The organism is Streptomyces sp. SID8374, from assembly GCF_009865135.1.
GTDB lineage: Bacteria > Actinomycetota > Actinomycetes > Streptomycetales > Streptomycetaceae > Streptomyces.
Genome location: NZ_WWGH01000001.1, coordinates 1,591,638 through 1,615,478 on the forward strand (window position 1 = coordinate 1,591,638; position 23,841 = coordinate 1,615,478).

23 protein-coding genes are annotated in these 23,841 nt (G+C 71.9%); 7 read left to right on the forward strand and 16 right to left on the reverse strand.

Going from position 1 to position 23,841, the window contains the following annotated elements:
* Positions 1–3 precede the first annotated feature (3 nt).
* Positions 4–861 carry a deoxyribonuclease IV gene (locus GTY67_RS07145; protein WP_161278129.1) on the forward strand — a complete coding sequence of 286 codons (858 nt, stop codon included), beginning with the start codon at positions 4–6 and terminating at the stop codon, positions 859–861.
* Here the strand turns inward: GTY67_RS07145 and GTY67_RS07150 are convergent.
* The gene (locus GTY67_RS07150; protein ID WP_093692972.1) at positions 858–1,490 is read right to left on the reverse strand and encodes a sulfite oxidase-like oxidoreductase; all 633 of its coding nucleotides are present in this window, start codon (positions 1,488–1,490) and stop codon (positions 858–860) included. The two genes, GTY67_RS07145 and GTY67_RS07150, sit on opposite strands and share 4 nt — an antisense overlap.
* Positions 1,491–1,642: 152 nt before the next feature.
* Here GTY67_RS07150 and bfr point away from each other — a divergent pair, with 152 nt between their 5' ends.
* Positions 1,643–2,122 (forward strand): bacterioferritin, encoded by a 480-nt coding sequence (bfr, locus tag GTY67_RS07155; protein WP_030117819.1) that lies wholly within the window; start codon positions 1,643–1,645, stop codon positions 2,120–2,122.
* A gap of 25 nt (positions 2,123–2,147) precedes the next feature.
* Here bfr and GTY67_RS07160 read toward each other — a convergent pair whose 3' ends face one another.
* Complete coding sequence (locus GTY67_RS07160; RefSeq protein WP_161278130.1) at positions 2,148–2,480, reverse strand: (2Fe-2S)-binding protein; 333 nt, start codon at positions 2,478–2,480, stop codon at positions 2,148–2,150.
* Between the two features lie 176 nt (positions 2,481–2,656).
* The gene (locus GTY67_RS07165; RefSeq protein ID WP_026241475.1) at positions 2,657–4,003 is read right to left on the reverse strand and encodes a 3-deoxy-7-phosphoheptulonate synthase class II; all 1,347 of its coding nucleotides are present in this window, start codon (positions 4,001–4,003) and stop codon (positions 2,657–2,659) included.
* A gap of 300 nt (positions 4,004–4,303) precedes the next feature.
* Between GTY67_RS07165 and GTY67_RS07175 the strand changes: the two genes are divergently transcribed.
* Positions 4,304–6,190, forward strand: a complete 1,887-nt coding sequence (locus GTY67_RS07175; RefSeq protein ID WP_161278131.1) for an anthranilate synthase family protein — start codon at positions 4,304–4,306, stop codon at positions 6,188–6,190.
* 49 nt (positions 6,191–6,239) lie between these two features.
* Here the strand turns inward: GTY67_RS07175 and GTY67_RS07180 are convergent.
* From GTY67_RS07180 to GTY67_RS07200, 5 genes are all read right to left on the reverse strand, one after another.
* Positions 6,240–7,069, reverse strand: a protein-coding gene (locus GTY67_RS07180) for an IS5 family transposase (protein WP_343238740.1) whose coding sequence is annotated in 2 segments (ribosomal slippage) — positions 6,240–6,730 and positions 6,730–7,069 — 831 coding nt in all. Because the reading frame shifts where the segments join, the coding sequence is not laid out codon by codon here.
* Between the two features lie 44 nt (positions 7,070–7,113).
* Positions 7,114–8,118, reverse strand: coding sequence for a 2-hydroxyacid dehydrogenase (locus GTY67_RS07185; RefSeq protein ID WP_093692975.1), 1,005 nt, complete (start codon positions 8,116–8,118; stop codon positions 7,114–7,116).
* A 98-nt stretch (positions 8,119–8,216) separates the two neighbouring features.
* Complete coding sequence (locus tag GTY67_RS07190) at positions 8,217–8,936, reverse strand: response regulator transcription factor (RefSeq protein ID WP_202461349.1); 720 nt, start codon at positions 8,934–8,936, stop codon at positions 8,217–8,219.
* Positions 8,933–10,180 (reverse strand): DUF5931 domain-containing protein, encoded by a 1,248-nt coding sequence (locus GTY67_RS07195; protein ID WP_093692976.1) that lies wholly within the window; start codon positions 10,178–10,180, stop codon positions 8,933–8,935. Before GTY67_RS07195 ends, GTY67_RS07190 begins: the two co-directional genes overlap by 4 nt.
* A gap of 32 nt (positions 10,181–10,212) precedes the next feature.
* A complete protein-coding gene (locus GTY67_RS07200) occupies positions 10,213–10,971 on the reverse strand; it encodes a lysophospholipid acyltransferase family protein (RefSeq protein WP_176727561.1) in 759 nt (252 codons plus the stop codon).
* 206 nt (positions 10,972–11,177) lie between these two features.
* Here GTY67_RS07200 and GTY67_RS07205 point away from each other — a divergent pair, with 206 nt between their 5' ends.
* Positions 11,178–11,957, forward strand: coding sequence for an alpha/beta fold hydrolase (locus tag GTY67_RS07205; RefSeq protein ID WP_161278132.1), 780 nt, complete (start codon positions 11,178–11,180; stop codon positions 11,955–11,957).
* Positions 11,950–12,681, forward strand: a complete 732-nt coding sequence (locus GTY67_RS07210; RefSeq protein WP_161278133.1) for a hypothetical protein — start codon at positions 11,950–11,952, stop codon at positions 12,679–12,681. Before GTY67_RS07205 ends, GTY67_RS07210 begins: the two co-directional genes overlap by 8 nt.
* A 4-nt stretch (positions 12,682–12,685) precedes the next feature.
* On the opposite strand, the gene GTY67_RS07215 is transcribed toward GTY67_RS07210, so the two are convergent.
* The 6 genes from GTY67_RS07215 to GTY67_RS07240 form a co-directional block, all read right to left on the reverse strand.
* On the reverse strand, positions 12,686–13,438 hold the full coding sequence (locus GTY67_RS07215; RefSeq protein WP_161278134.1) for an endonuclease/exonuclease/phosphatase family protein: 753 nt from the start codon (positions 13,436–13,438) through the stop codon (positions 12,686–12,688).
* 242 nt (positions 13,439–13,680) lie between these two features.
* Positions 13,681–14,622: an ROK family glucokinase gene (locus tag GTY67_RS07220; RefSeq protein WP_076967476.1), complete on the reverse strand. Its 942-nt coding sequence runs from the start codon at positions 14,620–14,622 to the stop codon at positions 13,681–13,683.
* Positions 14,623–14,741: 119 nt separating this feature from the next.
* Positions 14,742–15,221 (reverse strand): DUF5304 domain-containing protein, encoded by a 480-nt coding sequence (locus tag GTY67_RS07225; RefSeq protein WP_161278135.1) that lies wholly within the window; start codon positions 15,219–15,221, stop codon positions 14,742–14,744.
* Positions 15,222–15,338: 117 nt separating this feature from the next.
* Entirely contained in the window at positions 15,339–16,532 is a 1,194-nt protein-coding gene (locus GTY67_RS07230) for an ArsA family ATPase (RefSeq protein ID WP_161278136.1), read from the reverse strand.
* A 5-nt stretch (positions 16,533–16,537) separates the two neighbouring features.
* Positions 16,538–16,987, reverse strand: coding sequence for an SRPBCC family protein (locus GTY67_RS07235; RefSeq protein ID WP_093692983.1), 450 nt, complete (start codon positions 16,985–16,987; stop codon positions 16,538–16,540).
* Positions 16,988–17,096: 109 nt separating this feature from the next.
* Complete coding sequence (locus GTY67_RS07240) at positions 17,097–17,906, reverse strand: metallophosphoesterase (protein WP_093692984.1); 810 nt, start codon at positions 17,904–17,906, stop codon at positions 17,097–17,099.
* 281 nt (positions 17,907–18,187) lie between these two features.
* On the opposite strand from GTY67_RS07240, the gene GTY67_RS07245 reads away from it, so the two are divergent.
* Positions 18,188–19,984, forward strand: coding sequence for an AMP-dependent synthetase/ligase (locus GTY67_RS07245; RefSeq protein ID WP_161278137.1), 1,797 nt, complete (start codon positions 18,188–18,190; stop codon positions 19,982–19,984).
* Positions 19,985–20,046: 62 nt separating this feature from the next.
* Here the strand turns inward: GTY67_RS07245 and GTY67_RS07250 are convergent, their stop codons facing one another.
* The gene (locus GTY67_RS07250; protein ID WP_093693020.1) at positions 20,047–21,189 is read right to left on the reverse strand and encodes a glycosyltransferase family 4 protein; all 1,143 of its coding nucleotides are present in this window, start codon (positions 21,187–21,189) and stop codon (positions 20,047–20,049) included.
* Between the two features lie 129 nt (positions 21,190–21,318).
* Here GTY67_RS07250 and GTY67_RS07255 point away from each other — a divergent pair, with 129 nt between their 5' ends.
* Positions 21,319–22,578, forward strand: coding sequence for a glycosyltransferase family 87 protein (locus tag GTY67_RS07255; protein ID WP_161278138.1), 1,260 nt, complete (start codon positions 21,319–21,321; stop codon positions 22,576–22,578).
* On the opposite strand, the gene GTY67_RS07260 is transcribed toward GTY67_RS07255, so the two are convergent.
* Positions 22,554–23,819, reverse strand: coding sequence for a hypothetical protein (locus GTY67_RS07260; RefSeq protein WP_161278139.1), 1,266 nt, complete (start codon positions 23,817–23,819; stop codon positions 22,554–22,556). The two genes, GTY67_RS07255 and GTY67_RS07260, sit on opposite strands and share 25 nt — an antisense overlap.
* Positions 23,820–23,841: the final 22 nt, after the last annotated feature.

Genomic DNA, 23,841 nt, shown 5'->3' on the forward strand with positions numbered 1-23,841 from the left:
TATATGCGTAACCCTGTAGGCGGACACGTCCCGGTGGCCGGCGGTCTCGCCAAGGTCGGCCTCTCCTACGCCCGGGAGCTGGCGGCCGAGGCCGTGCAGGTCTTCGTCGCCAATCCGCGCGGCTGGGCGACGCCCGCCGGGAACCCGGCGCAGGACGAGCTGTTCCGGTCGGAGTGCGCGGCCGCGTCGATACCGGCGTACGTCCACGCCCCGTATCTGATCAACTTCGGCTCGCACACCGAGGCGACGGTCGAGAAGTCCGTGGACTCCCTGCGCCACTCGCTGCGCCGGGCCCGGGAGATCGGCGCGCTGGGCGTGGTGGTGCACACCGGCTCGGCGACCGGCGGGCGGCCCCGCTCCGAGGCGCTGGCCCAGGTGCGGGAGCACATGCGGCCGCTGCTGGACGAGCTGACCCACGACGACGATCCGTATCTGCTGCTGGAGTCCACGGCGGGCCAGGGCTCCTCGCTCTGCTCCCGTACGTGGGACTTCGGGCCGTACTTCGAGGCGCTGGACGCCCACCCCAAGCTGGGCATCTGCCTGGACACCTGCCACATCTACGCGGCGGGCCACGATCTGGCCGGCCCCTCGGGGATGCGGCAGACACTCGACCTGCTGGTGGAGACGGTCGGTGAGGGGCGGCTGAAGCTGATCCACGCCAACGACTCCAAGGACGTGGTGGGCGCCCACAAGGACCGGCACGAGAACATCGGCGCCGGTCACATCGGTGCGGAGCCCTTCCGGGAGCTGTTCGCGCACCCGGCGACCGAGGGCGTACCGCTGATCATCGAGACGCCCGGCGGCAAGGAGGGGCACGCGGCGGACGTGGCCCGCCTGAAGGAGCTGCGGGGTACCCGCTAGAGCTCCGGGCCGTCCCCGGGCTCCTCCTGGTAGGAGTAGCGCTGCTCGCTCCAGGGGTCGCCGATGTTGTGGTACCCCCGCTCCTCCCAGAACCCGCGCCGGTCGGCCGTCATGTACTCGATGCCCCGGACCCATTTCGGGCCCTTCCAGGCGTACAGGTGCGGGACGACGAGGCGAAGCGGGAAGCCGTGCTCGGCGGTGAGGAGTTCGCCGTCCTTGTGGGTGGCGAAGAGGGTGCGTTCGGCGGCGAAGTCGTCCAGGCGCAGGTTCGAGGAGAAGCCGTACTCGGCCCAGACCATCACATGGGTGGCGTCGGGCGCGGGCGGTGCCAGGTCCAGCACCGTACGGGCGAGGACTCCGCCCCATTCGGCGCCGATCATGCTGAACTTCGTCACGCAGTGCAGATCGGCGACGACGGAGGAGAACGGGAGCGCCGAGAAGTCCTGGTGGTTCCAGCAGTGCTTGTCGCCGTCGGCGGTGGCGCCGAAGACCCGGAACTCCCAGCGCTCCGGCTTGAACTTGGGAACGGGCCCGTAGTGGGTGACCGGCCATCCGCGTTGCAGTCGCTGTCCCGGTGGAAGCTCCGACTGCTCTGATTCGCGGTATTCCCGGCTTTCCGGCTGACCCATGCCTCCATGGTGACAGACAGGCAGGGGTGGTCATGACCAGGGCAGACCCCCATGGGGTCAACTCGTACTAAGCGTGCACTTACTGGACGGCCGGTGAGTGCGGTGCGAGGATGCGGCCACCTTGTCGATCACGCTTGGAAGGAGCCTCTGCGATGCAGGGCGACCCCGAGGTCCTTGAGTTCCTCAATGAACAGCTGACTGCCGAACTGACCGCTATCAACCAGTACTTCCTGCACGCGAAGATGCAGGAGAACTTCGGCTGGACCAAGCTCGCCAAGTACACCCGGGCCGAGTCCTTCGACGAGATGAAGCACGCCGAGATCCTCACGGACCGGATCCTGTTCCTGGACGGGCTGCCCAACTACCAGCGGCTCTTCCACGTCCGGGTGGGCCAGACGGTCACCGAGATGTTCCAGGCGGACCGCCAGGTCGAGGTGGAGGCGATCGACCGCCTCAAGCGCGGGATCGAGGTGATGCGCGCCAAGGGGGACATCACCTCGGCGAACATCTTCGAGTCGATCCTGGAGGACGAGGAGCACCACATCGACTACCTCGACACCCAGCTGGAGCTGGTGGAGAAGCTCGGTGAGCCGCTGTACATCGCACAGCTGATCGAACAGCCGGAGAGCTGAGAGCCGCCGCGTTACGCGAGGCGGGTCAGGCGGCGTCGGAGAGCTGGACGTCCCGGACCGCGGAGAGGGCGACCCCCGCCGTGACCGGGGTCGCGACCGGCGCGGTGACCGGGTGTGTGACGGATGCCGCTGCGGGGACCGGGTGGGTGACGGGCGCCGCGACGGGCTCCCGCTGCCGGCCCACGAGGTCGCGGCGCGAGCAGTCGCGCCCCAGCAGGGCCTGGATCCGCCGGACGCAGCCGCCGCAGTCGGTGCCGGCCTTGCAGGCCGAGGCGATCTGGCGCGGGGTGCACGCCCCGGCGTCCGCATGCTTCTTGACCTGCGCCTCGGTGATGCCGAAGCAGGAGCAGACGTACATGCGGTTCACCTCCCTGCGGGCCGGTCGCTGATGCCGTCCCCGTCTTCGTCGGTGAGGCTAACCTAACCTTACCCGTCCGGCGAGGCGCGCAAAAGTCCGGAGACGCACTGTGGGGCACGGATCACATGGATCCGTGCCCCACAGGTGCGTCCGGCGGGAATACCCGCCAGGGATTCCTACTGGTCGCGGTACATCTCGGCGACGAGGAAGGCCAGGTCGAGGGACTGGCTGCGGTTGAGCCGGGGGTCGCAGGCCGTCTCGTAGCGCTGGTGCAGGTCGTCCACGAAGATCTCGTGGCCGCCGCCCACGCACTCGGTGACGTCGTCGCCGGTCAGCTCCACGTGGATGCCGCCCGGGTGGGTGCCCAGCCCCTTGTGGACCTCGAAGAAGCCCTTGACCTCGTCCAGGACGTCGTCGAAGCGGCGCGTCTTGTGGCCGGAGGCGGCCTCGAAGGTGTTGCCGTGCATCGGGTCGGTCACCCACGCCACGGTGGCGCCGGACGCGGTGACCTTCTCGACCAGCTCGGGGAGCTTGTCGCGGACCTTGTCGGCGCCCATGCGGACGATGAAGGTCAGCCGGCCGGGCTCGCGCTCGGGGTCCAGGCGGTCGACGTAGCCGAGGGCCTCGTCGACGGTGGTCGTCGGGCCGAGCTTGATGCCGATCGGGTTGCGGACCTTGGAGGCGAACTCGATGTGCGCGCCGTCCATCTGCCGGGTGCGCTCACCGATCCAGACCATGTGGCCGGAGGTGTCGTACAGCTCGCCGGTGCGCGAGTCGGTGCGGGTCAGCGCCGTCTCGTAGTCCAGCAGCAGCGCCTCGTGCGAGGCGTAGAACTCGACCGCCTTGAACTCGGCCGGGTCGGTGCCGCACGCCTTCATGAAGTTGAGCGCGTTGTCGATCTCGCGGGCCAGGGCCTCGTAGCGCTGGCCCGCGGGGGACGACTTCACGAAGTCCTGGTTCCAGGCGTGCACCTGGCGCAGGTCGGCGTAACCGCCGGTGGTGAAGGCGCGGACCAGGTTCAGCGTGGAGGAGGACGCGTGGTACATCTGCTTGAGCCGCGCCGGGTCCGGGATCCGGGCCTCTTCGGTGAAGGCGAAGCCGTTCACCGAGTCGCCCCGGTAGGTCGGCAGGGTCACGCCGTCGCGGGTCTCGGTCGACTTGGAGCGCGGCTTGCTGTACTGGCCCGCGATGCGGCCGACCTTCACCACGGGCACGGAGGCCGCGTAGGTCAGCACGGCGCTCATCTGGAGCAGCGTCTTCAGCTTGGCCCGGATGTGCTCGGCGGACACGGCGTCGAAGGCCTCGGCGCAGTCGCCGCCCTGGAGCAGGAACGCCTCGCCCTTGGCGACGGCTCCCAGGCGGGCGCGCAGCTGGTCGCACTCGCCCGCGAAGACGAGCGGCGGATACGACGCGAGGTCCGCGAGTACATCGCGCAGGGCCTCGGAGTCGGGGTACTCGGGCTGCTGCGCCGCGGGAAGGTCTCGCCAGGTGTTGCCACCGGCGACGGAGGTATTGGCGTTCACGGTCACGTGGACAACATTACGGGGTCGCGGGAGGCGTCCATCCGAGCGCTCAATAGTTGAGACACCCGCTCCGATGCCCGGCACGTCCGCTAGGGTCTGAGCATGTCGACGCAACAGATCCAGATCTCGATCCAGAACTGGTGGTGGACCGCTCATCCGGCGGCCCGCTGAATCATCGCGCTGACACACTTCGCGAAGGCCGCCCGAGGGGCGGCCTTTCCTGCGTTGCGGAGCCGTTCCTCTCCCCCGTGAATCCCGTACGAGGCCCTCGTACGGTCCGTCCGGAAGGAACCCGCTCCCATGTCCCGCACCGCCTTTGACCTCGTCCGCCGGCTGCTGGCCGAGGACGCCCCGCCCTTCGCCCTGCTGCGCAGGCGTACGCCCGGCCGTGACCACGATCACGTGGAGGTGCTGATCGGCCCGGTGCGGGAGGTGGAACGGCTGGCCGATCTGCCGGTGGGCGCGGCGCCCGCGCTGGCCCTGGTGCCGTTCCGGCAGATCGCCGAGCGCGGCTTCGACGTACGGGACGACGGGACGCCGCTGAGCGTGCTGGTCGCGGACGAGAGCCACGAGCTGGAGCTGGCGGAGGTGCTGGCCGCGCTGCCCGCCCATGACGTGGTGGTGGAGGACCGGGGCTTCGATGTGGCGGACGGGGAGTACGCGGAGATCGTGCGGCGGGTGATCCGGGACGAGATCGGGCAGGGCGAGGGCGCGAACTTCGTGATCCGGCGGACGTTCCGGGGTGAGATCCCGGGGTTCGGGCGGGCGGACGCGCTGGCGCTGTTCCGGCGGCTGCTGGCGGGTGAGCGGGGCGCGTACTGGACCTTCGTCGTCCACACCGGGGGCAGGACGCTGGTGGGGGCCAGTCCCGAGGTCCACGTACGGATGTCCGGCGGGACCGTTGTGATGAACCCGATCAGCGGGACCTACCGCTACCCGGCCGAGGGGCCGAGCGCGACTAGCCTGCTCGCCTTCCTCGGGGACCGCAAGGAGAGCGAGGAGCTGTCCATGGTGGTCGACGAGGAGCTGAAGATGATGTGCACGGTCGGCGACATGGGCGGGGTGGTGGTGGGGCCCCGGCTCAAGGAGATGGCCCACCTCGCCCATACCGAGTACGAGCTGCGGGGCCGTTCCTCGCTGGATGTACGGGACGTCCTGCGCGAGACCATGTTCGCGGCCACCGTCACCGGCTCCCCGGTGCAGAACGCCTGCCGGGTGATCGAACGGTACGAGCAGGGCGGGCGCGGCTACTACGCGGGCGCGCTGGCCCTGCTGGGGCGGGACGCCAACGGGGCGCAGACGCTGGACTCCCCGATCCTGATCCGGACCGCCGACATCGGCCCCGCCGGTTCGCTGAAGGTGCCGGTCGGCGCCACCCTCGTACGCCACTCGGACCCGGAGAGCGAGGTCGCCGAGACCCACGCCAAGGCGGCCGGGGTGCTGGCGGCGCTCGGGGTACGACCGGGGCGGCCGGAGGCGGAGGCGGACCGTCCGCTGCTGGCCGCCGACCCCCGGGTGCAGGCGGCGCTGGACGACCGGCGGGGCTCTCTCGCCCCGTTCTGGCTGCGGATGCGGGAGCGCACCCGGGAGCTGGCCGGGCACGCGCTGGTGGTGGACGGCGAGGACACGTTCACCGCGATGCTGGCCCATCTGCTGCGCTCGTCCGGGCTGGAGGTCTCGGTGCGCCGGTTCGACGAGCCGGGGCTGCGTGAGGTGGTGCGGGCGCACGCGGGGCCGGTCGTGCTGGGCCCCGGCCCCGGGAATCCGGGCGATCTCGCGGACCCGAAGATGCGGCTGCTGCGGGAGCTGACGGCCGAGCTGGTGCGGGAGCACCGGTACGGGCTGCTCGGCGTCTGCCTCGGCCATGAGCTGATCGCGGCCGAACTGGGGCTGGAGATCGTGCGCAAGGCGGTGCCGTACCAAGGCGCGCAGACCAGGATCGAACTGTTCGGGCGGCCGGAGACGGTCGGCTTCTACAACAGCTTCACTGCCCGGTGCGACGGACCGGCCGCCGCCGAGCTGGCCGCGCACGGGATCGGGGTGAGCCGGGACGAGGAGAGCGGTGAGCTGCACGCGCTGCGGGGGCCCGGCTTCGCGGCGGTGCAGTTCCACCCGGAGTCGGTGCTGACCGTGCGGGGTGCGGCGATCGTGACGGAGCTGCTGGCGGGGCTGCCGGTGCTGAGCTGAGCCCTTCCGCTTCCCGCCGCCGCCCGCCCCTAGGTCCTGTCGTCAAATGTCACGCCCACATCAGGAGTGACGCGAGCGTGACGGCCGCTTCGTAGGACTGGGCGGTTTTGTCGTAGCGGGTGGCGATGCCGCGCCACTGCTTCAGGCGGTTGAAGCACCGTTCCACGACGTTGCGGTGCTTGTAGGCCTCGCGGTCGAAGGCCGGCGGGCGGCCACCGCGACTGCCCCGCCTGGCCCGGTTGCCGACCTGGTCGGCACGCTCGGGAATCGTGTGAGGGATGCCGCGGCGGCGAAGCCAGGCGCGGATCGCTTTCGAGCTGTAGCCCTTGTCGCCCAGGACGTGATCGGGCCGGGTGCGGGGTCGCCCCGGTCCGATCCGGGGCACCCGGATCGCTTCCATCACGGCGGTGAACCGGGTGCAGTCGTTGGTGTTGCCGCCCGTGACGACGAAGCCGAGCGGACGGCCTCTGCCGTCACAGGCAAGATGAATCTTGCTGGTCAGGCCGCCCCTGGACCGCCCGAGGGCCGGGTCGCGGAGCCCCCTTTTCGAGCCCCCGCCCCATGCTGGTGGGCCCGGACGATCGTGGAATCGACCGACACCAGCCACTCGATGTCGCCCGCCGCGTCCGCTTCCGCCTGGGCGGCCCGCAGCATTCGGTCGAACGTTCCGTCCGCCGCCCACCTGCGGAAACGGGTATGCAGCGTGGCCCACGGACCATAGCGCTCGGGCACGTCCCGCCAGGCCGTCCCGGTCCGGAACTTCCACACGATCCCGTTCAGGACCCTGCGGTCGTCCAGCCGCTTCCGCCCCCGCAACGACACGGGCAGCAACGGCCGGACGAACTCCCACTCAGCATCGGACAGTTCATGGCGACGTATCACGACACCATGATCCACCAGCGATGATCATTTGAAGACACTGCCTAGCGCGTGGGCGGCGGCGGGACCAGGACGTTCTCGCTGTGCCGTCCGGCCAGGTAGTCGGTGACGTTCCGTACCGTCGCGTCGATGATCTGGCCCACCGCGTCCTCGGTGTAGTACGCCTGGTGCGAGGTGACGATCACGTTGGGGAAGGTGACGAGCCGGGCCAGGGTGTCGTCGTCGACGCCCTCCAGTGACTTGTCCAGGAAGAAGAGCCCGGCCTCCGCCTCGTACACGTCGAGTCCGACGCCGAGGAAGCGGCCCGCGCGCAACTCGGTGACCAGGGCGGCGGTGTCGATGAGGCCGCCGCGGCTGGAGTTGACGAGGATCGCGTCGTCCTTCATCGACTTCAGGGCGGCCTCGTTGATGATGTGCTGGGTGGCGGGGAGCAGCGGGACGTGGAGGCTGATGAGGTCGGCCTCGGCGAAGAGCCGCTCCTTTTCCACGTACTCCATGCCCAGCTCCAGGCAGGCCGGGTTCTCCACGACGTCCCAGCCGAGCAGCTTCATCCCGAAGCCGTGGGCGATCCGGGTGAACGCCTCGCCGATCTTGCCGGTGCCGACCACACCGACGGTCCGCCCGTGCATGTCGCGGCCGAGCAGCCCGTCGAGGCGGAAGTCGAAGTCGCGGGTGCGGCCCGCGGCCCGGATGACGCGCCGGTTGACCGCCATGGCCAGGGTCCAGGCGAATTCGGCGACCGAGTACGGCGAGTAGTACGAGACCCGGGCGACGCGCAGGGCGAGCCGCTCGGCCACGTCCAGGTCGATGTTGTTGAAGCCGGTGGAGCGCTGGGCGATCATCTGCGTGCCGCCGGTGGCCAGGGTCTGGAGGACCTTGGCGTCGAGGTCGGCGTTGACGCTGGTGGAGATGATCTCGTACCCGGCGGCGATGGGGGCGGTGTCCCGGTTCAGGAAGACGTCCAGGCAGCGGACGTCGTGCAGCCCCGCGAAGGCCTTCTCGATCAGGGGCTTCTCATCTGACTGCACGCCGAACGCCAGGATCTCCATAGCGCGAATATACGGCTCCGCCCCCGGGCGCGCAGGGGCCGGACGGCCCTGCCCTCCCGGCCACAGGTCCCGGCCACTGATCCGGCCCCGGGGCCGGATCAGACGTCGTCGAGGCCGCGTTCGATCGCGTACCGCACGAGCTCCACCCGGTTGTGCAGCTGGAGCTTGCCCAGGGTGTTCTGCACATGGTTCTGGACGGTGCGGTGCGAGATGACCAGGCGTTCGGCGATCTGCTTGTACGAGAGCCCCTTGGCGACCAGGCGCAGCACCTCGGTCTCCCGGTCGGTGAGCTGCGGGGCCTTGGGCTCGTTCGACGCGGCGGGTACGGGGTCGGAGGCGAGCCTGCGGTACTCGCCGAGGACCAGGCCCGCGAGGCCCGGGGTGAAGACCGGGTCGCCGTCGGCGGTGGAGCGGACGGCGTCGGTCAGCTCCTGGGTGGAGGCGGACTTCAGCAGATAGCCGGTGGCACCGGACTTGACCGCCTCCAGGACGTCGGCGTGCTCGCCGCTGGCGGAGAGGACCAGGACGCGCAGGCCGGGGTGGGAGGGGACCAGCTCCTTGCAGACCTGGACGCCGGGCATACCGGGCAGGTTCAGGTCGAGGACCAGGACGTCGGGGTTGGCGGCCTTGGCCCGGCGGACCGCCTGCGGGCCGTCCCCGGCGGTCGCGACGACGTCGAAGCCGGACTCGGCGAGGTCGCGGGCGACGGCGTCGCGCCACATGGGGTGGTCGTCGACCACCATGACCTTGATCGGCCGGTCCGCGGCCTCCGTACCGTCCTGCTTCGGTGCGTCCTGCGGTGCGTTCTGCGTGCTCATCGGGCCGATCCTGCCTTCCCCCGGGAAACCTGTGCTTTCGGAACCTTCAACTCGACCTCGGTGCCCTGCCCCGGCACCGAGATCACCTCGGCCGTACCGCCGAGATCGCGCAGCCGGCCGCGGATGGAGAGCGCGACCCCCATCCGCCCCTCCCCCTCCGCCTGGGCGAGACGGCCCTCCGGGATGCCGGGGCCGTCGTCCCGGACGGTGACGATGACCTCGCCGGGCTCGTCCTCGACCAGGATCCACGCCTGGGCCTCCGCCCCGGCGTGCACCCGCACATTGTCCAGGGCGGCGCTGACGGCGGCGGCCAGCTCGCGGGCGGCCTCCGCCGGGAGGACCACGGGGGCGCCGGGCTCCGCGAGGCTGGTGCGGGAGCCGGCGTACGGGGTGAGCAGGGCGCGCAGGTCGCAGGTGGCCCCGCCGTCCGGGCTCTCCTCGTCCACGTCGACCGTGCGGACGACCGCGCCCTCGGCGGCGTCCTCGGAGACCCGGGTGGGCGGGACCAGGCCGCTGGAGACCAGGGTCCGCAGGGCGACCTCCTGCTCCCCGGCCATCCGGCCCAGCTCGGCCGCCTCGCCGCCGATCGCGGTGCCCCGGCGCTGCACCATGGCCAGGACCTGGAGGACGCTGTCGTGGATGTCGCGGGCCAGCCGCTCGCGTTCCCGGGTCGCCGCCTCGATCTCCAGGGCGCGGGCCAGGGTGCGTTCACTGGCGCGGGCGACCTCGACGACGTACCCGATGGCGATGGAGGCGACCCAGACCAGCAGGACGTTGTGGAAGGTGTCCCGGCTGGGGTCGCCGCGCTGGATGATGTTGGCGATGGCGACGAAGGTGGAGGCGAAGGCCGCCCACCGCCAGCCGCCCTTGATCGCGAAGGCGAGGACCGCTCCGGCCGTCCAGATCGAGGGGAGCGTCGGGCCGTCGAAGGTCTGGGAGTGGATGTCGGCGACCGGGGTGAGCATGATCCCGGTCAGCGCGACGACGAGGTCGGCGCCGAGGAAGCGTTTGGTGCAGCTCGCCGCCGAGCGGACCTTGGGCAGGGTGGCGAGCGTCCACACGGCGAGGAACGCGAGGTAGGCGAAGGCCACCCAGGGCCGCTCGAACCTCTCCCGGCCGAGGTGGTCCTTCCCGAAGACCGCGAGCAGCACCGCGTAGACCATCGTCAGTACGCGGTAGCCCGTCAGCGCACGCCACAGCGGCTGCTCGACCGACATCCGTACGACCCGCTCACGCTTGGCCATCTGGCCCCACCCCCCGACGGTCCATGACGCTCCTACGCGCCGGACCGTTCCGTTCCGTTCTCGTCGGCCGCCGCCTGTGCCTGCTTCCGCTCCCGCTTGGCCTCCTCCGCCTTGGCCTTCGCCTCGTCGGCAATCTGGCGCTTGGCGGCGGTGGCGTAGATGTCCACGTACTCCTGGCCGGAGAGCTTCATGATCTCGTACATGACCTCGTCGGTCACCGAGCGCAGGATGAAGCGGTCGCCGTCCATGCCCTGGTAGCGGCTGAAGTCCAGCGGCTTGCCGATCTTGATACCGGGGCGCATCAGCTTGGGCATCACCTGGCCGGGCGGCTGGATCTTCTCGGTGTCGATCATCGCGACCGGGATGACGGGGGCGCCGGTGGCCAGCGCGACGCGGGCCAGGCCGCCGGGCTTGCCGCGGTAGAGGCGGCCGTCGGGCGAGCGGGTGCCCTCGGGGTAGATGCCGAAGAGGCCGCCGCTCTCGACGACCTGGATGCCCGCCTTGATGGCTGCCTCACCGGCGCCACGGGCTCCGGAACGGTCCACGGGGAGCTGGCCGACGCCCTTGAAGAAGGCGGCGGTGAGCTTGCCCTTCACCCCGGGGGCCGTGAAGTACTCGGCCTTGGCGATGAACGTGACCTTGCGGTCCAGGACGGCGGGGAGGAAGAACGAGTCGGAGAAGGAGAGATGGTTGCTCGCGAGGATCGCCGGCCCCCGCTCGGGGATGTTCTCCAGGCCCTCCACCCACGGCCGGAAGGCGAGCTTCAAGGAGCCGCCGATGGAGAACTTCATTGCGCCGTAGATCAACTGCTCTGCCTCCTGTGTGCTGTGGCTCAGACCTTATCCCGGGGCGTACGCGGGGTCCGTATCCCGGGGCGTACGCGGGGTCCGTGACGGCCCTGGTCGGTGTCGGTCCGGTCGCGTACGGTGAAGTCATCCGTCAAGCACTCCCCCCGGTGCGCCCCGCCCCCGCCCCACCTCACGAACAGGAGACCCCGGTGCCGGTCCTCCCTGGAGCCGAGCCGTTCCGCCACGAGGGCGGAGAGGTCGGCGTCCTCCTCTGTCATGGCTTCACCGGCTCGCCGCAGTCCCTGCGCCCCTGGGCCGACTTCCTCGCCGAGCGCGGGCTCACCGTCTCCCTGCCGCTGCTGCCGGGCCACGGCACCCGCTGGGAGGACATGGCGGTCACCGGCTGGCAGGACTGGTACGCGGAGGTGGACCGCGAGCTGCGGGTGCTGCGCGAGAAGTGCGAGCGGGTCTTCGTCTTCGGCCTCTCCATGGGCGGTGCGCTGTCCCTGCGGCTGGCGGCCAGGCACGGGGACGCGGTCAGCGGTCTGGTGCTGGTCAACCCGGCCAACAAGGTGCACGGCCTCTCGGCGTACGCGCTGCCGATCGCTCGCCACCTGGTGCGTACGACGAAGGGGCTGGCCGACGACATCGCGCTCCCCGGCTCGCACGAGGTGGGCTACGACAAGGTGCCGCTGCACGCCGCCCACTCGGTGCGGAAGTTCTTCAAGCTGGTTGACGGAGAGCTGCCCCAGGTGACCCAGCCGGTGGTGCTGCTGCACAGCCCGCAGGACCATGTCGTACCGCCCGCGGACAGCGTGCGGATCCTGAGCCGGATCTCCTCCACGGACGTCACGGAGATCCTGTTGGAACAGAGCTACCACGTGGCGACGTTGGACCATGATGCGGAGCGGATCTTCGATGAGAGCTACCGGTTCATCGGCCGTCTCGCACCGAACGTCGGGATGAAGGGGAGCACGTCCGGTGGCTGAGCACGACGCGGAACGCACAGGCAGCGACGAGGAGCGCGAACCGCGCCCCACGGAGAGCGCGGCCGTCCCGGAGGCGGCGAAGGCCGCCGTTCCGGAAGGCGCGGAGGGAGCGGAGGGCACGGGGCCCGAGAAGAGGGCCGACGAGGAGCGGGCGATCGACGAGGACGCGGCCTGGGCCGCGATCGTCGCGGGGTACGGGGAGGAGCCGCCGGACCCGCCGGGCGCCAAGCCGTTCAAGTCGGTCGAGGACCTCGCCCTGCTGGAGGACGACCAGCGCAACGTGGTGGGGCCGGACAGCGGCCGGGCCGGTGACCCGGCGGACAAGGGGTCGGGCAAGACGCCCCCGAAGCCGCCGGAGAAGAAGCCGCTCGGCAGCTCCGTGGTCTTCGCGCCCGGTGTGGCCGGTCCCCGCGACTACGAGCTGCCCGAGTCCAAGGACGACGGCATCGACGTGCCGGACGACGGCGAGGAGGGCCACTTCGTGCCCCCGGAGCCGCCGCCGCTGCCGGAGGCCGACACCACGGCGAAGTTCGCCTGGCTCGCGGTGATCGGCGGGCCGGTCCTGATGCTGCTGGCGGTGCTGCTCCAGTGGCACATGACGTGGTGGCTCACCACGATCTGCGTCGGCGGCTTCCTGGGCGGCTTCGTCACCCTGGTGGCCCGGATGCCGCACGACGACGATGACGACACCTACGGCGACCCGGGGCGCGGCGCGGTCGTGTGACGCATCACCCGGCGGGGACTCCGAGGGCGGCCAGGACCGGCAGATGGTCCGTGGCCGCCCTCAGGTCTTCCCCGCTCACCCCGGGAAGCCCGTCCGGGACCCCGCAGCCCAGCACCTCGATGCCCGGCGTCGCGAAGACCGCGTCGATGCGTTTACGGGGGTCGTCGGGGGTGAAGGTGAGCTCGCCGCCCCAGGGGGCGACGGCCCGGCAGTCCTGGAGGTGACCGGCCAGGTGCTGGAAGGCCTTCCCGGTGGGTACGTCGTTGAGGTCGCCGCCCGCCACGGCGTGCTGGACGCCCATGGAGGCCAGTTGCTCAAGGAGCAGGCCGGCCTGGGCGAGGCGTTCGTCGCGCTGGAGGCTCAGATGGCAGCTCAGCACACCGAGCCGGACCCCGCCGATCCGTACGACGGCGGTGGCGAAGCCCCTGCGGTGCAGGCCCGGGGTGAGCGGCAGCAGGACGTCCTCGGTGCTCTCGACGGCCGCCCGCAGCGAACAGAGCAGCAGCGGTCCGGCGGCGGTGGCACCTCCGCCGAGGACCACGAGTCCGCTGCTCCTGGCCAGCCTGGCGGCCGCCTTGCGCCAGCGGAAGAAGCGCGGCGCCTCCTGGACGAGGACGAGGTCGGGGGCGCAGGCGCGGATGACCCGGGCCAGGGCCTCGGTGTCGTCGTGCAGGGAGCGGACGTTGTAGCTCAGCACCCGGATCACGGCTGAACCGTCCGGCTCTGTACGGGAGTCGGGCAGGGGCGTCAGGACCATGCGGGCCACGATACGGCGGACGCCCGCCGCTGCCCCGGAGGGCGGCGACGGGCGCCTTGTGCGTCGTACGGGGTCGGGCTGGGGGTGTCCGGTGGATCAGGGCCGGACAGGGCGCGGCGTCCGGTGCGGTGCGTCGCAAGGCGCCGGAGCGTCCTCGTCGCGGAGCGATTCGGGCGTTTCGGCAACGCCGCGAGGTGCCGTGCCAGGCGCCGTGACCCCGGTCATGAGCCGCCGGGCGCCCCCTAGCCCTGGCGGGCCAGGTCGGCCGCCCCCACGAGCCCTGCCTTGCCGCCGAGTTGGGCGGCGAGCACCTGGGCGTGCGGGCGCCACTCGCCGCCGATCAGCCAGCGCCGGAACGACTTGCGGATCGGGTCGAGGACCAGCTCGCCCTCGTCCGAGACGCCGCCGCCGACGATGAACGCGGACGGGTCGAACAGCGAGGCGAGGTCGGCCAGTCCGGCGCCGGCCCAGCGGGCCAGCTCACGGAACGAGTCGATGGCCACCGGGTCGCCCTGGCGGGCGGCCTCGCTGATGTGCTTGCCCTCGATGCCGTCCACCGTGCCGTCGCCGAGGCCCAGCAGTATGGCGGCGTTCTCGGGGGTGGCGTTGGCGCGCTGCTTGGCGTACCGCACGAGCGCGCGGCCGGAGGCGTACTGCTCCCAGCAGCCCTGGCTGCCGCAGCCGCAGAGCAGACCGTCCGGGACGACCCGGATGTGGCCGAACTCGGCGGCCACGCCGAAGCGTCCGCGGCGCAGCTTGTTGCCGATGATGATGCCGCCGCCGAGGCCGGTGCCGAGCGTGATGCAGATGACGTCGTCGTGGCCCTGGCCGGCGCCGAAGCGGTACTCGCCCCAGGCGGCCGCGTTGGCGTCGTTCTCGACGACGACGGGCAGGCCGACGCGCTGTTCGACCTTGTCCTTGAGCGGTTCGTGGCGCCAGTTGATGTTGGGCGCGAACAGCACGGTGGCGCGCTTGTCGTCGACGTAACCGGCGGCGCCGATGCCGACGGCCTCCACCTCGTGGCCCTCGCTCGCCCCGGCCACCGCCGCGCAGATCGCGTCGACGATGCCTTCGGCCGTCGGGGGCGTCGCCACCTTGAACGTCGAGAGGATCCGGCCCTCTTCGTCGACCACTCCAGCCGCGATCTTCGTGCCGCCGATATCGACGCCGATGGTGAGTCCCATGAATCCCTCAGTTTCGGTCGAGCCCCGCTAGGGGCAACCGTACCCGAGGCAGCGCCCGGCCTGGCCGGGACCGGTCGGTCCCGGCCGATGTGGGGCGGGGTGCCGGGGGGTGCGTCCGGTCAGTCCAGGTCGATGCGTTCGGTGCCGGAGGGGCCTTCGCCGCGGCCTTCGTCACGGGGGTCGGACGGGTCGTCGGCGGCCTTCTCCGTGGGAGCGGCCTCGGCGCGGTCGGCGGCCGTGCGGGTCCAGCGGCTCTCCTGGCCCTCCACCGCCGAGCGGTAGGCGGCCAGCAGCTCGCTGCCCGCGGCGGCGAGGTGGTCGAAGACCTGCGGGTTGCGCTCGATGACCGGCTCCACGACGGACTTCGCCTGGCGGATGGCCTGCTGGACCGCGCCCTGGGCGGCGACGCCGAGCAGCGGCGACTGGAGCGAGGAGACCTTGTCGGCGACCGCGTCGACGAGCTTGCGCAGCTCCTCGGCGGCTGAGCCGGGCTGCGGTCCGTACTCGGCGCGGCGGCGGGCCTTCTCCGCCGCGAGGTCCTCGGCGCAGGCGTCGGCCCACGCGTCGCCGTCGACGGGACGATCGGTGGCTTCACTCATGGCGGACTCCTGCGACGCGGGTGCCGGCCGCCGACGGGCGGCCGGCGGGGCTCGTGACTCGTACTACCGACGTTACCCGAATGGCTGCGGCCCGTTCAGGAACCGGGACGTACGGGGTCAGGAAGTGCGCGGCCAGAGCGCCGGGTCCGGGGTGAAGCGGACCCGCAGGACGCCGTCGGTCAGGGCCGCGCCGGAGACGGTGCAGCGGCGCAGGGCCGAGGCGACCCGGACGATCCGGTGGAACGGGCCCACGGTCAGGAGCAGTTCCTCGCCCCGCCGGACCAGGCGCAGGTCCTCCTTGGCCGCGCCGGGCAGCGGCAGGCACCAGGCCAGCACGGACGGGCGGCCCTCCTCGCCCGGCTCCTCCTCGATCCACCAGGGGTCGTCGGCGCGGCCGGACTCACGCTCGTCCGGCGCGGGGACGGCGAGCGCGGCCAGGTCGTCGGCGGACCGGGGGTCGCGGCCGAGGTGGGCGGCCTCGTGGACCGGGACACCAGGGGCCCACTCCTCGTGCCAGTGGCCCAGGCACTTCTCCTGCCCGGCGGCGAGATCGGCGAACCAGGGGTCGGAGGAGTGGCGCGGCAGCACCCGGTTGGCCACCAGCAGGTCGGCGCGGAGCCCGTAGAGGGCGAGGCCGGTGCGGGCGGTGCGCAGGGCGTCCTCGGCGGCGGGCCCGGGCTCGGCGACCAGGCGCAGGGTGGTGGAGCTGTCTTCCAGCAGGGCTTGTACGGCGGCCAGCTCGGCATCCTTGCGGGCGGCGGCCTCGTACAGCCACTGCGCGGGCATCGGGACCCCGGCGAGCTGGGCGAGGACGGGGCGCAGGGCGCGGGCGGCCTGGCGTTCGGCGGGGAGCAGGCGGCGCAGATAGCGGCGGAGCTGCTCGGGCAGGGCCAGCAGGGCGAGGGCTTGGTCAAGCGGCGGGAGGTCGACGACGAGGGTGTCGTAGCCGCCGGTGGACCAGTCGCCGGCGGCGGCGCGGTGCAGGGTGTGCAGGAGGGCGAGCTGCGGGGAGCCGGGGAGTTCGGTCAGCTCCTCGCCGTCCAGGCGCCCGGCGCCGACCAGGTCCAGGACGCCGGACGCGCGCTGCTGGAGTTCGGTGAGTTCGGCGCGGAAGTGGGCGCCGGAGTCGATCCGGGCGTGATCGAGGCGGTCGGTGACCTCGGTGGGTTCCGGGCCCTCGGGGAAGCCGGGTATGGGCTCGGCGGAGACCAGGAGGGTGCGGCGGCCGTGCGCGGCGGCGGTCAGGGCACTCGCCGCGGCGAGGGTGGTACGGCCTGCGCCGCCGGGGCCGGTGACCAGGACCGTACGCATCGCTCTCAGCCCTGCGGGATGGATTCGACGCGCTTCTTCAGGCCGGCCAGCGCGCGGTCGATGATGACCTTCTCGGCCTTGCGCTTGATCATGCCCAGGAGCGGGATCTTGACGTCGACGGCGAGCTTGTAGGTGACCTCGGTGCGCACCCCGCCGGCCATCGACGCGAGGGCGTAGGTGCCGTCCAGGGAGCGCAGCATCTGGGACTTGACGAGGGTCCAGCTGACTTCCTTGTCGCCGAGCCAGGTGTACTTCAGGACGTGGTCGTCCTTGATGGCTCCGGCGTCCAGGACGAGGCGGACCTGCTCGGCGCGGCCCTGGTCGTTCACGGCCAGCACCTCGGCCTCCTTGACCTCGCCGGTCCACTCCGGGTAGCGGGCGAAGTCGGCGATCACCGCCATGACGTCGGCCGGTGCCGCCTCGATCGTGATGCTCGAGCTGGTGTGTTCAGCCATCGCCGTGGCCCTCCAGTGCGGTGTAACCGGTCGCGTTCGGCAGAAGCCTGCCGCTGTGCAGGCTATCGCGTGCCCGCCGCGCTCCCGTCCACGGCCCGGGGGCTTCCGGTCACCAGGTCAGCGCCCAGGGCGTCCCGGTGGAGGCGAAGTGGCCGACGTTGACGCACTCGGTGTCGCCTATGCGCATCCGGCGGACCAACGGCTGGTGAACATGGCCGAAAAGCGCGTACCGGGGGCGGGTGGTGCGGATGGCCTCCAGCAGGGCGGTGGAGCCGCGTTCGAAGCGGCGGGCGACGGTGTCGTACGTCAGCTCGGGGACCTCGGGCGGGATGTGCGAGCAGAGCACGTCGACCGGGCCGAGCGCCTCGACCTTGGCGGCGTACTCCTCGTCGCTGATCTCGTACGGGGTGTTCATCGGGGTCTTGAGGCCGCCGCCGACGAACCCGAAGACCCGGCCGCCGATCTCGACCCGCTCCCCGTCCAGCACGGTGGTGCCGGGGTGGGCGTACTCGGGCCACAGGCGGGGGACGTCGACGTTGCCGTAGGTGGCGTACGTCGGGGTGGGGAAGGCGGCGAAGAGTTCGGCGTACTGCTTGCGTACCGCGCCGATGATCTCGGTGTTGCGGTCGCGGCCCGCCCACAGCTCACGGCCGAAGGCGCGGGCCTCCTCGTAGCGGCGGGCGGTGCGCAGCGCGACGATGCGGGTGGCGTTCTCCTTGCCGAACAGATCGGGGAAGATGCCGCGCGAGTGGTCGGCGTAGTCGAGGAAGAGCACCAGGTCACCGAGGCAGATGAGGGCGTCGGCGCCGTCCCCGGCACGGGCCAGGGCCTCGGTGTTGCCGTGCACATCGCTGACCACGTGGATCCGGGTGGAGCGCCGTGCGCCCGCCGTCGGCCCGTCCGCTTCGCTGCCTCGCATGCGGATCACCCTAAAGCGCCCGCCCGCGCCGGGGTAGACCGGCCGGACCTGCGGTTACTTCCGAGTCGTCGCGCCGGTGGACTACTGTGCGCGGTAAGGGCCATTTATATGTGTGATGCATAAGACATCTGGCCGGAACCCCCTATCGGGAACCTGGTACCGGTGGGTAACGTCCGGGCAGTCCAGTCGTGCTCACCTCCACTGAGCACCCGCCATTCTTGGACCGCAGCCGGTGCGTCACACAGAGCCGTGGCACCGGAGCCCGATGAGGAGCAGCAGTCTTGCGCGAGTTCAGCCTTCCGGCCCTGTACGAGGTCCCGACGGACGGCAATCTGACGGATCTCATCCGCCGCAACGCCGCTCAGCATCCCGAAGTCGCGGTGATGAGCCGCAAGGTGGCCGGTGCCTGGACCGATGTCAGCGCCACCCAGTTCCTGGCCGAGGTGAGAGCCGCCGCCAAAGGTCTGATCGCCTCGGGCGTGCAGCCCGGCGACCGGGTCGCCCTGATGTCGCGCACCCGCTTCGAGTGGGTGCTGCTGGACTTCGCGATCTGGAGCGCGGGCGCGGTGACCGTGCCGGTGTACGAGACCAGCTCCGCCGAGCAGGTCCAGTGGATCCTGGGTGACTCCGGTGCGGTGGCGGTGCTCGTGGAGAGCGACGCGCACGCGGCCTCGGTGGCCTCGGTGCGGGACACGCTGCCGGAGCTGGAGCACGTGTGGCAGATCGACGCGGGCGCGGTCGAGGCGCTGGGCGAGGCGGGTGCCGAGGTCTCCGACGAGACCATGGACATGCGCATGGTCAGCGCCAAGGCGGACGACCCGGCGACCATCGTCTACACCTCCGGCACCACGGGCCGCCCCAAGGGCTGTGTGCTCACCCACCGCAGCTTCTTCGCGGAGTGCGGCAACGTGGTGGAGCGGCTGAAGCCGCTGTTCCGTACGGGCGAGTGCTCGGTGCTGCTGTTCCTGCCCGCCGCGCACGTCTTCGGCCGGCTGGTCGAGGTGGCCTCGGTGATGGCCCCGATCAAGCTCGGCTGCGTCCCCGACATCAAGAACCTCACCGACGAGCTGGCCTCGTTCCGGCCGACGCTGATCCTGGGTGTCCCCCGGGTCTTCGAGAAGGTCTACAACGCGGCCCGCGCCAAGGCGCAGGCGGACGGCAAGGGCAAGATCTTCGACCGGGCCGCCGACACGGCGATCGCCTACAGCCGGGCGCTGTCCACCCCGCAGGGCCCCTCGCTGGGGCTGAAGCTCAAGCACAAGCTCTTCGACAAGCTGGTCTTCGGCAAGCTGCGCGCGGTCCTGGGCGGCAAGGGCGAGTTCGCGATCTCCGGCGGTGCTCCGCTGGGCGAGCGGCTCGGCCACTTCTACCGGGGCATCGGCTTCACGGTCCTGGAGGGCTACGGCCTGACCGAGACCTGTGCGGCAACCGCGTTCAACCCGTGGGACCGGCAGAAGATCGGCACGGTCGGCCAGCCGCTGCCCGGCTCGGTGGTCCGGATCGCGGACGACGGTGAGGTGCTGCTCCACGGCGAGCACCTGTTCACCGGGTACTGGAAGAACGAGTCGGCCTCCGCCGAGGCGCTGGCCGACGGCTGGTTCCACACGGGCGACATCGGCACCCTCGACGAGGACGGCTACCTCGCGATCACCGGCCGCAAGAAGGAGATCATCGTCACGGCGGGCGGCAAGAACGTCGCCCCGGCGGTGATCGAGGACCGCATCCGCGCCCACGCCCTGGTCGCCGAGTGCATGGTGGTCGGCGACGGCCGCCCGTTCGTCGGCGCGCTGGTCACGTTGGACGAGGAGTTCCTGAGCCGCTGGGCCGAGGAGCACGGCAAGCCGACCGGTTCGACGGCCCTGTCGCTGCGCGAGGACGCGGAGCTGCTGGCCGAGGTGCAGCGGGCGGTGGACGACGGCAACGCGGCGGTCTCCAAGGCCGAGTCCGTACGCAAGTTCCGGATCCTGCCCGCCCAGTTCACCGAGGAGGCGGGCCACATCACACCGTCGCTGAAGCTGAAGCGGAACGTGGTGGCGAAGGACTTCGCGGACGAGGTGGAGTCGATCTACCGCGCCTGAGCGGTGTTACGTGTACGAAGGGGCCCGCGCTTTTCGACCAGGCGCGGGCCCCTTCTCCGTACTCACAACAGCGTCTTGAGCTTCTCCGCCAGCAGGTCCCAGCGCCACTTCTCCTCGACCCAGGCGCGGCCCCGCTCCCCCATGCGCTGCCGCAGCTCCGGGTCGCCGAGCAGCGTCACGATCCGGTCCGCCGACTCCTCGGCGCTGCCGCCGCGCACCACCCACCCGGTCTCGCCGTCCAGCACCGCGTCCGGCGCGCCGCCCGAGTCCCCGGCCACCACCGGCAGCCCGGTCGCGGACGCCTCCAGGTAGACGATCCCGAGCCCCTCCACGTCCAGCCCGCCCCGCCGGGTCCGGCACGGCATGGCGAAGACGTCCCCGGCCCCGTAGTGCGCGGGCAGCTCCGCCCACGGCACGGGCCCGGTGAACCGCACCGAGTCCTGCACCCCGGTCTCCACCGCGAGCCGCTTCAGGTCCTTGGCGTACGGGCCGCCGCCGACGATCAGCAGCACCGCGTCCGGGATCTGCGCCAGGATCGCGGGCATGGCCAGGATCAGCGTGTCCTGGCCCTTGCGCGGGACCAGGCGCGAGACGCAGACGACGACCGGGCGGTCCGAGAGCCCGAGGCGGGCGCGGACCCGGTCCCCGCCGGAGGCCGGGTGGAAGGTCTTCTCGTCGACGCCCGGCGGCAGTTGCACCATGCGGGCGGCCGCCTCCGGGGTGAGGGCGGCGGCGATCCGGGAGCGGGTGTACTCGCCCAGATAGGTGATCGTGTCCGTGCCTTCCCCGATCCGCCGCAGCAGCTGCCGGGAGGCGGGCAGCTGGGCCCACCCGGCCTCGTGGCCATGGGTGGTGGCCACCAGCCGCCTCGCGCCCGCGCGGCGCAGCGCCGGGGCCATCAGGCCGAGCGGGGCGGCGGCGCCGAACCAGACGGAGGTGCAGCCGTGTTCGCGCAGCAGGTCGGTGGCCCGGCGGGTGACGCGCGGGGTCGGCAGCAGCATCGTCGTCCGGTCGCGGACCACGGTGAAGGGCTGCTCGGCGTCGAAGGCGGCGGTGGCCGCCGCACCCTCCTCGCCGCGCTTCCAGGTGGAGGCGTAGACGACGACCCGGTCGGGGTCCAGGCGCAGCGCCATGTTGTGCAGGAACGCCTGGATGCCGCCGGGGCGGGGCGGGAAGTCGTTGGTCACGATCAGGGTCTTGTCCATCGCGGCTGACAGTACCGAACGGCCGCGCTTCACGGCCCACGCCCTCACCCCCCGGCATCATGGGCCGCCGACACGGCGATCGGGAGGGCCCCGGACGATGAGGGCGGCGATGACGGGACGAGCACCCGGATGACGGGACGACGGACACCCACCGGCGTACGGCCGCTGCCGTACGGACTCCTGCCGTGCGCGGTCTGGGCGCTGACCCGGGCGGCGCTGCTGCTCTGTGTGTTCGGGGTGCTCAGCATGGGCGGCCTGGATGTCACGGTGGACGTGTCGGTGATCTACCGGGGCTGGCACGAGACGCTGCTCACCGGCACCTACCCCCTGGACGACGTCACCTGGCAGTACCCGCCCGGCGCCGCCCTCGCGATCCTCTCCCCCGCCCTGCTGCCCTTCTGGGAGTACGCGAGCGCCTTCTACGCCCTCGTGCTGCTCTGCGACGCCCTCGTGTTCGGGCTGCTGCTGTACGCGGGGCGGCGGCCGGGGATGAGGGCGGCGGGGGCGTGGGTGTGGGTGGTGGGGGTGCCGCTGCTGGGGCCGACCGTGTACGCCCGCTACGACCTGATGGTGACGGCGGTCGCGGTGGCGGCGCTGCTGGCGGGGGTGCGCCACCCGAAGGTGCTGGGGGTGCTGGCCGCGTTCGGGGCGCTGCTGAAGGTGTGGCCGGCGCTGGTGCTGGTGGGGGTCCGGCGGGGGCGGCCGACCCGGGCGGCCTGGTCGGCGGCGGCGCTGACGGCGGCCGGTCTCGGTGCGGGCTTCGCGCTGTGGATGCCGGGGGCGTACGCGTTCCTGGCCTTCCAGCGGGACCGGGGCCTGGAGATCGAGTCGCTGGGGGCGCTCTACTTCCACCTCGCCCGGCACGTCGGCTGGGAGGGGCGGGTGGAGCTGCACTACGGCTCCATGGAGTTCCTCGGCCCGCAGGTGGAGCTGGTCTCCACGCTGGCGCTGGGGCTGGCCGCGCTCGCGCTGGGCTGGCTGCTGGTGTGGCGGCTGCGGGCCCGGACGTTCGCCGCCCACACCCCGGCGCAGGCCGCGTTCACGGCGGTGCTGCTCTTCACCACGACGAGCCGGGTGATCAGCCCGCAGTACGTGGTGTGGCTGGTCGGACTGGCTGCGGTCTACCTGGCGTTCCGGGGCGGCGGGATGGTGCGGCCCGCCGTGCTGGTGCTGGTGGCGGCCGGGGTGACGGTGCTGGAGTTCCCCCTGTACTTCGCCGAGGTGGTGGCGAGCGACGCGTGGGGCGTGGCGCTCCTGTTCGTACGGAACGGGCTGCTGGTGGCCGCCTCGCTGCTGGCCGCGCGGCGGCTGTGGCGGGAGACGGTGCCCGGGGCGCGGTCCGGGGCGGCCCCGGCCCGCGGGGATCAGCCGAGCCGGGTGCTCAGGTAGTCGCGCCAGTCGGCGGTGAACTGCTCGGGCGTCGTGTCGAGGACCGAGCCCAGCGCCTGCTCCACCGCCCCGTCCCGCCCTGGATGGGCCCCCACGGCCGCGTAGAAGGCGGTGAGCTTCTCCTTGCCCCACCGCTCCGCGATCAGCTCGCAGGCCATCCAGGCGCTCTCGTAGGCCCGTGCCAGCTCGGCCGGGTCGCCGTCGAAACCGAAGTCCTTGTCGACGGGGAGTTCGGCGGGTACGTCACCGGCCCGGACCGCGCCCGTCAGCTCGGGGGCGACGAGGTCGGGGGTGCGGTCCTCGCCCCGGTAGGCGGCCCAGTCGGCGAAGCCCTCGGAGAGCCAGACGGGGGTGGACGCGGAGGTGCTGGTCCGGGTGGCGACATGGGTCGTCTCATGGGTCAGGACGACCCGCTGGCCGAAGCTGCCGAGTGAGGCGTACGCCTGCGGGTTGACGATCACCCGGTCCGCGAGGGCGGGCCGCTTCCCGGTGGTGCCCGCGTCGCCGGTGGTGACGGCGGCGATCCCCCGGTAGCTGGACTCCGTGGAGCCCAGCAGCCCCGCCATGGACTCCACGGAGTCCGGGACGAGGACGACCACCCGGCGCGCCCAGGACTGCGGCCAGGCGTCGGAGACGGCCGGTACGGCGAGGTCCACGGTGTCGGCGACCTGGCGCAGCTCCTCCTGCGGCCTTCCGACGCCCAGGACGAGGCTGTGGGCGCCCCGGACCACCTCCACCTCCCCCTGGTGCCAGAGCTGGTCGGATGCGCCCTTCGCGGGCCGGTCGGCGCTGACGTACCACCGCTCGCCGTCCCGCATCAGCTCCAGGGTGCGGCGGGTGGTGACGGGCGCGGTGTCGTACCCGGCGATCCGGTAGCGCAGCTCCACCTCGGCGGTGGCCCAGTCGCCGTCCTCCTCGGTGATGCCCTTCACCTCGTACGTCCACGACTTCAGGGGTACGTCGGCGAGGTTGGCCAGTTCCGTGCGCTGGGCGGCCCGCAGCTTCGCGGCGTCGGGGGCGAGGGTGTCGAGGTAGCCCACCGGGTCCCGGGCGAGGAGGGCGGCGGCGCGGCGCTCCAGGGTGGCGTCGATCTCGCGGACGGTGAGGGAGGCGGCGGCGTCCCGGTGGCCGGCCGGGGCCACGCAGGCGGAGGCGGTGAGCAGGGCGGCGAGCACCAGGCCCGCCGCACGCCGACACCGCCGAGGGCGTCTCCCTCGCGCACCACGTCCTCGTACGGCCACCCTGCCGATCGTACGGTCAGTT

Coding starts and splice junctions, on each gene's coding strand:
- GTY67_RS07190 (WP_202461349.1), bottom strand. CDS start 8,936: ATGAGCACGCAGAACGCACCGCAGGACGCACCGAAGCAGGACGGTACG.
- GTY67_RS07235 (WP_093692983.1), bottom strand. CDS start 16,987: ATGGCTGAACACACCAGCTCGAGCATCACGATCGAGGCGGCACCGGCC.
- GTY67_RS07185 (WP_093692975.1), bottom strand. CDS start 8,118: ATGGAGATCCTGGCGTTCGGCGTGCAGTCAGATGAGAAGCCCCTGATC.
- GTY67_RS07215 (WP_161278134.1), bottom strand. CDS start 13,438: ATGGTCCTGACGCCCCTGCCCGACTCCCGTACAGAGCCGGACGGTTCA.
- GTY67_RS07250 (WP_093693020.1), bottom strand. CDS start 21,189: ATGGACAAGACCCTGATCGTGACCAACGACTTCCCGCCCCGCCCCGGC.
- GTY67_RS07145 (WP_161278129.1), top strand. CDS start 4: ATGCGTAACCCTGTAGGCGGACACGTCCCGGTGGCCGGCGGTCTCGCC.
- GTY67_RS07160 (WP_161278130.1), bottom strand. CDS start 2,480: ATGTACGTCTGCTCCTGCTTCGGCATCACCGAGGCGCAGGTCAAGAAG.
- GTY67_RS07255 (WP_161278138.1), top strand. CDS start 21,319: ATGACGGGACGACGGACACCCACCGGCGTACGGCCGCTGCCGTACGGA.
- GTY67_RS07175 (WP_161278131.1), top strand. CDS start 4,304: ATGTCCCGCACCGCCTTTGACCTCGTCCGCCGGCTGCTGGCCGAGGAC.
- GTY67_RS07230 (WP_161278136.1), bottom strand. CDS start 16,532: ATGCGTACGGTCCTGGTCACCGGCCCCGGCGGCGCAGGCCGTACCACC.
- GTY67_RS07240 (WP_093692984.1), bottom strand. CDS start 17,906: ATGCGAGGCAGCGAAGCGGACGGGCCGACGGCGGGCGCACGGCGCTCC.
- GTY67_RS07200 (WP_176727561.1), bottom strand. CDS start 10,971: ATGAAGTTCTCCATCGGCGGCTCCTTGAAGCTCGCCTTCCGGCCGTGG.
- GTY67_RS07195 (WP_093692976.1), bottom strand. CDS start 10,180: ATGGCCAAGCGTGAGCGGGTCGTACGGATGTCGGTCGAGCAGCCGCTG.
- GTY67_RS07225 (WP_161278135.1), bottom strand. CDS start 15,221: ATGAGTGAAGCCACCGATCGTCCCGTCGACGGCGACGCGTGGGCCGAC.
- GTY67_RS07220 (WP_076967476.1), bottom strand. CDS start 14,622: ATGGGACTCACCATCGGCGTCGATATCGGCGGCACGAAGATCGCGGCT.
- GTY67_RS07150 (WP_093692972.1), bottom strand. CDS start 1,490: ATGGGTCAGCCGGAAAGCCGGGAATACCGCGAATCAGAGCAGTCGGAG.
- bfr (WP_030117819.1), top strand. CDS start 1,643: ATGCAGGGCGACCCCGAGGTCCTTGAGTTCCTCAATGAACAGCTGACT.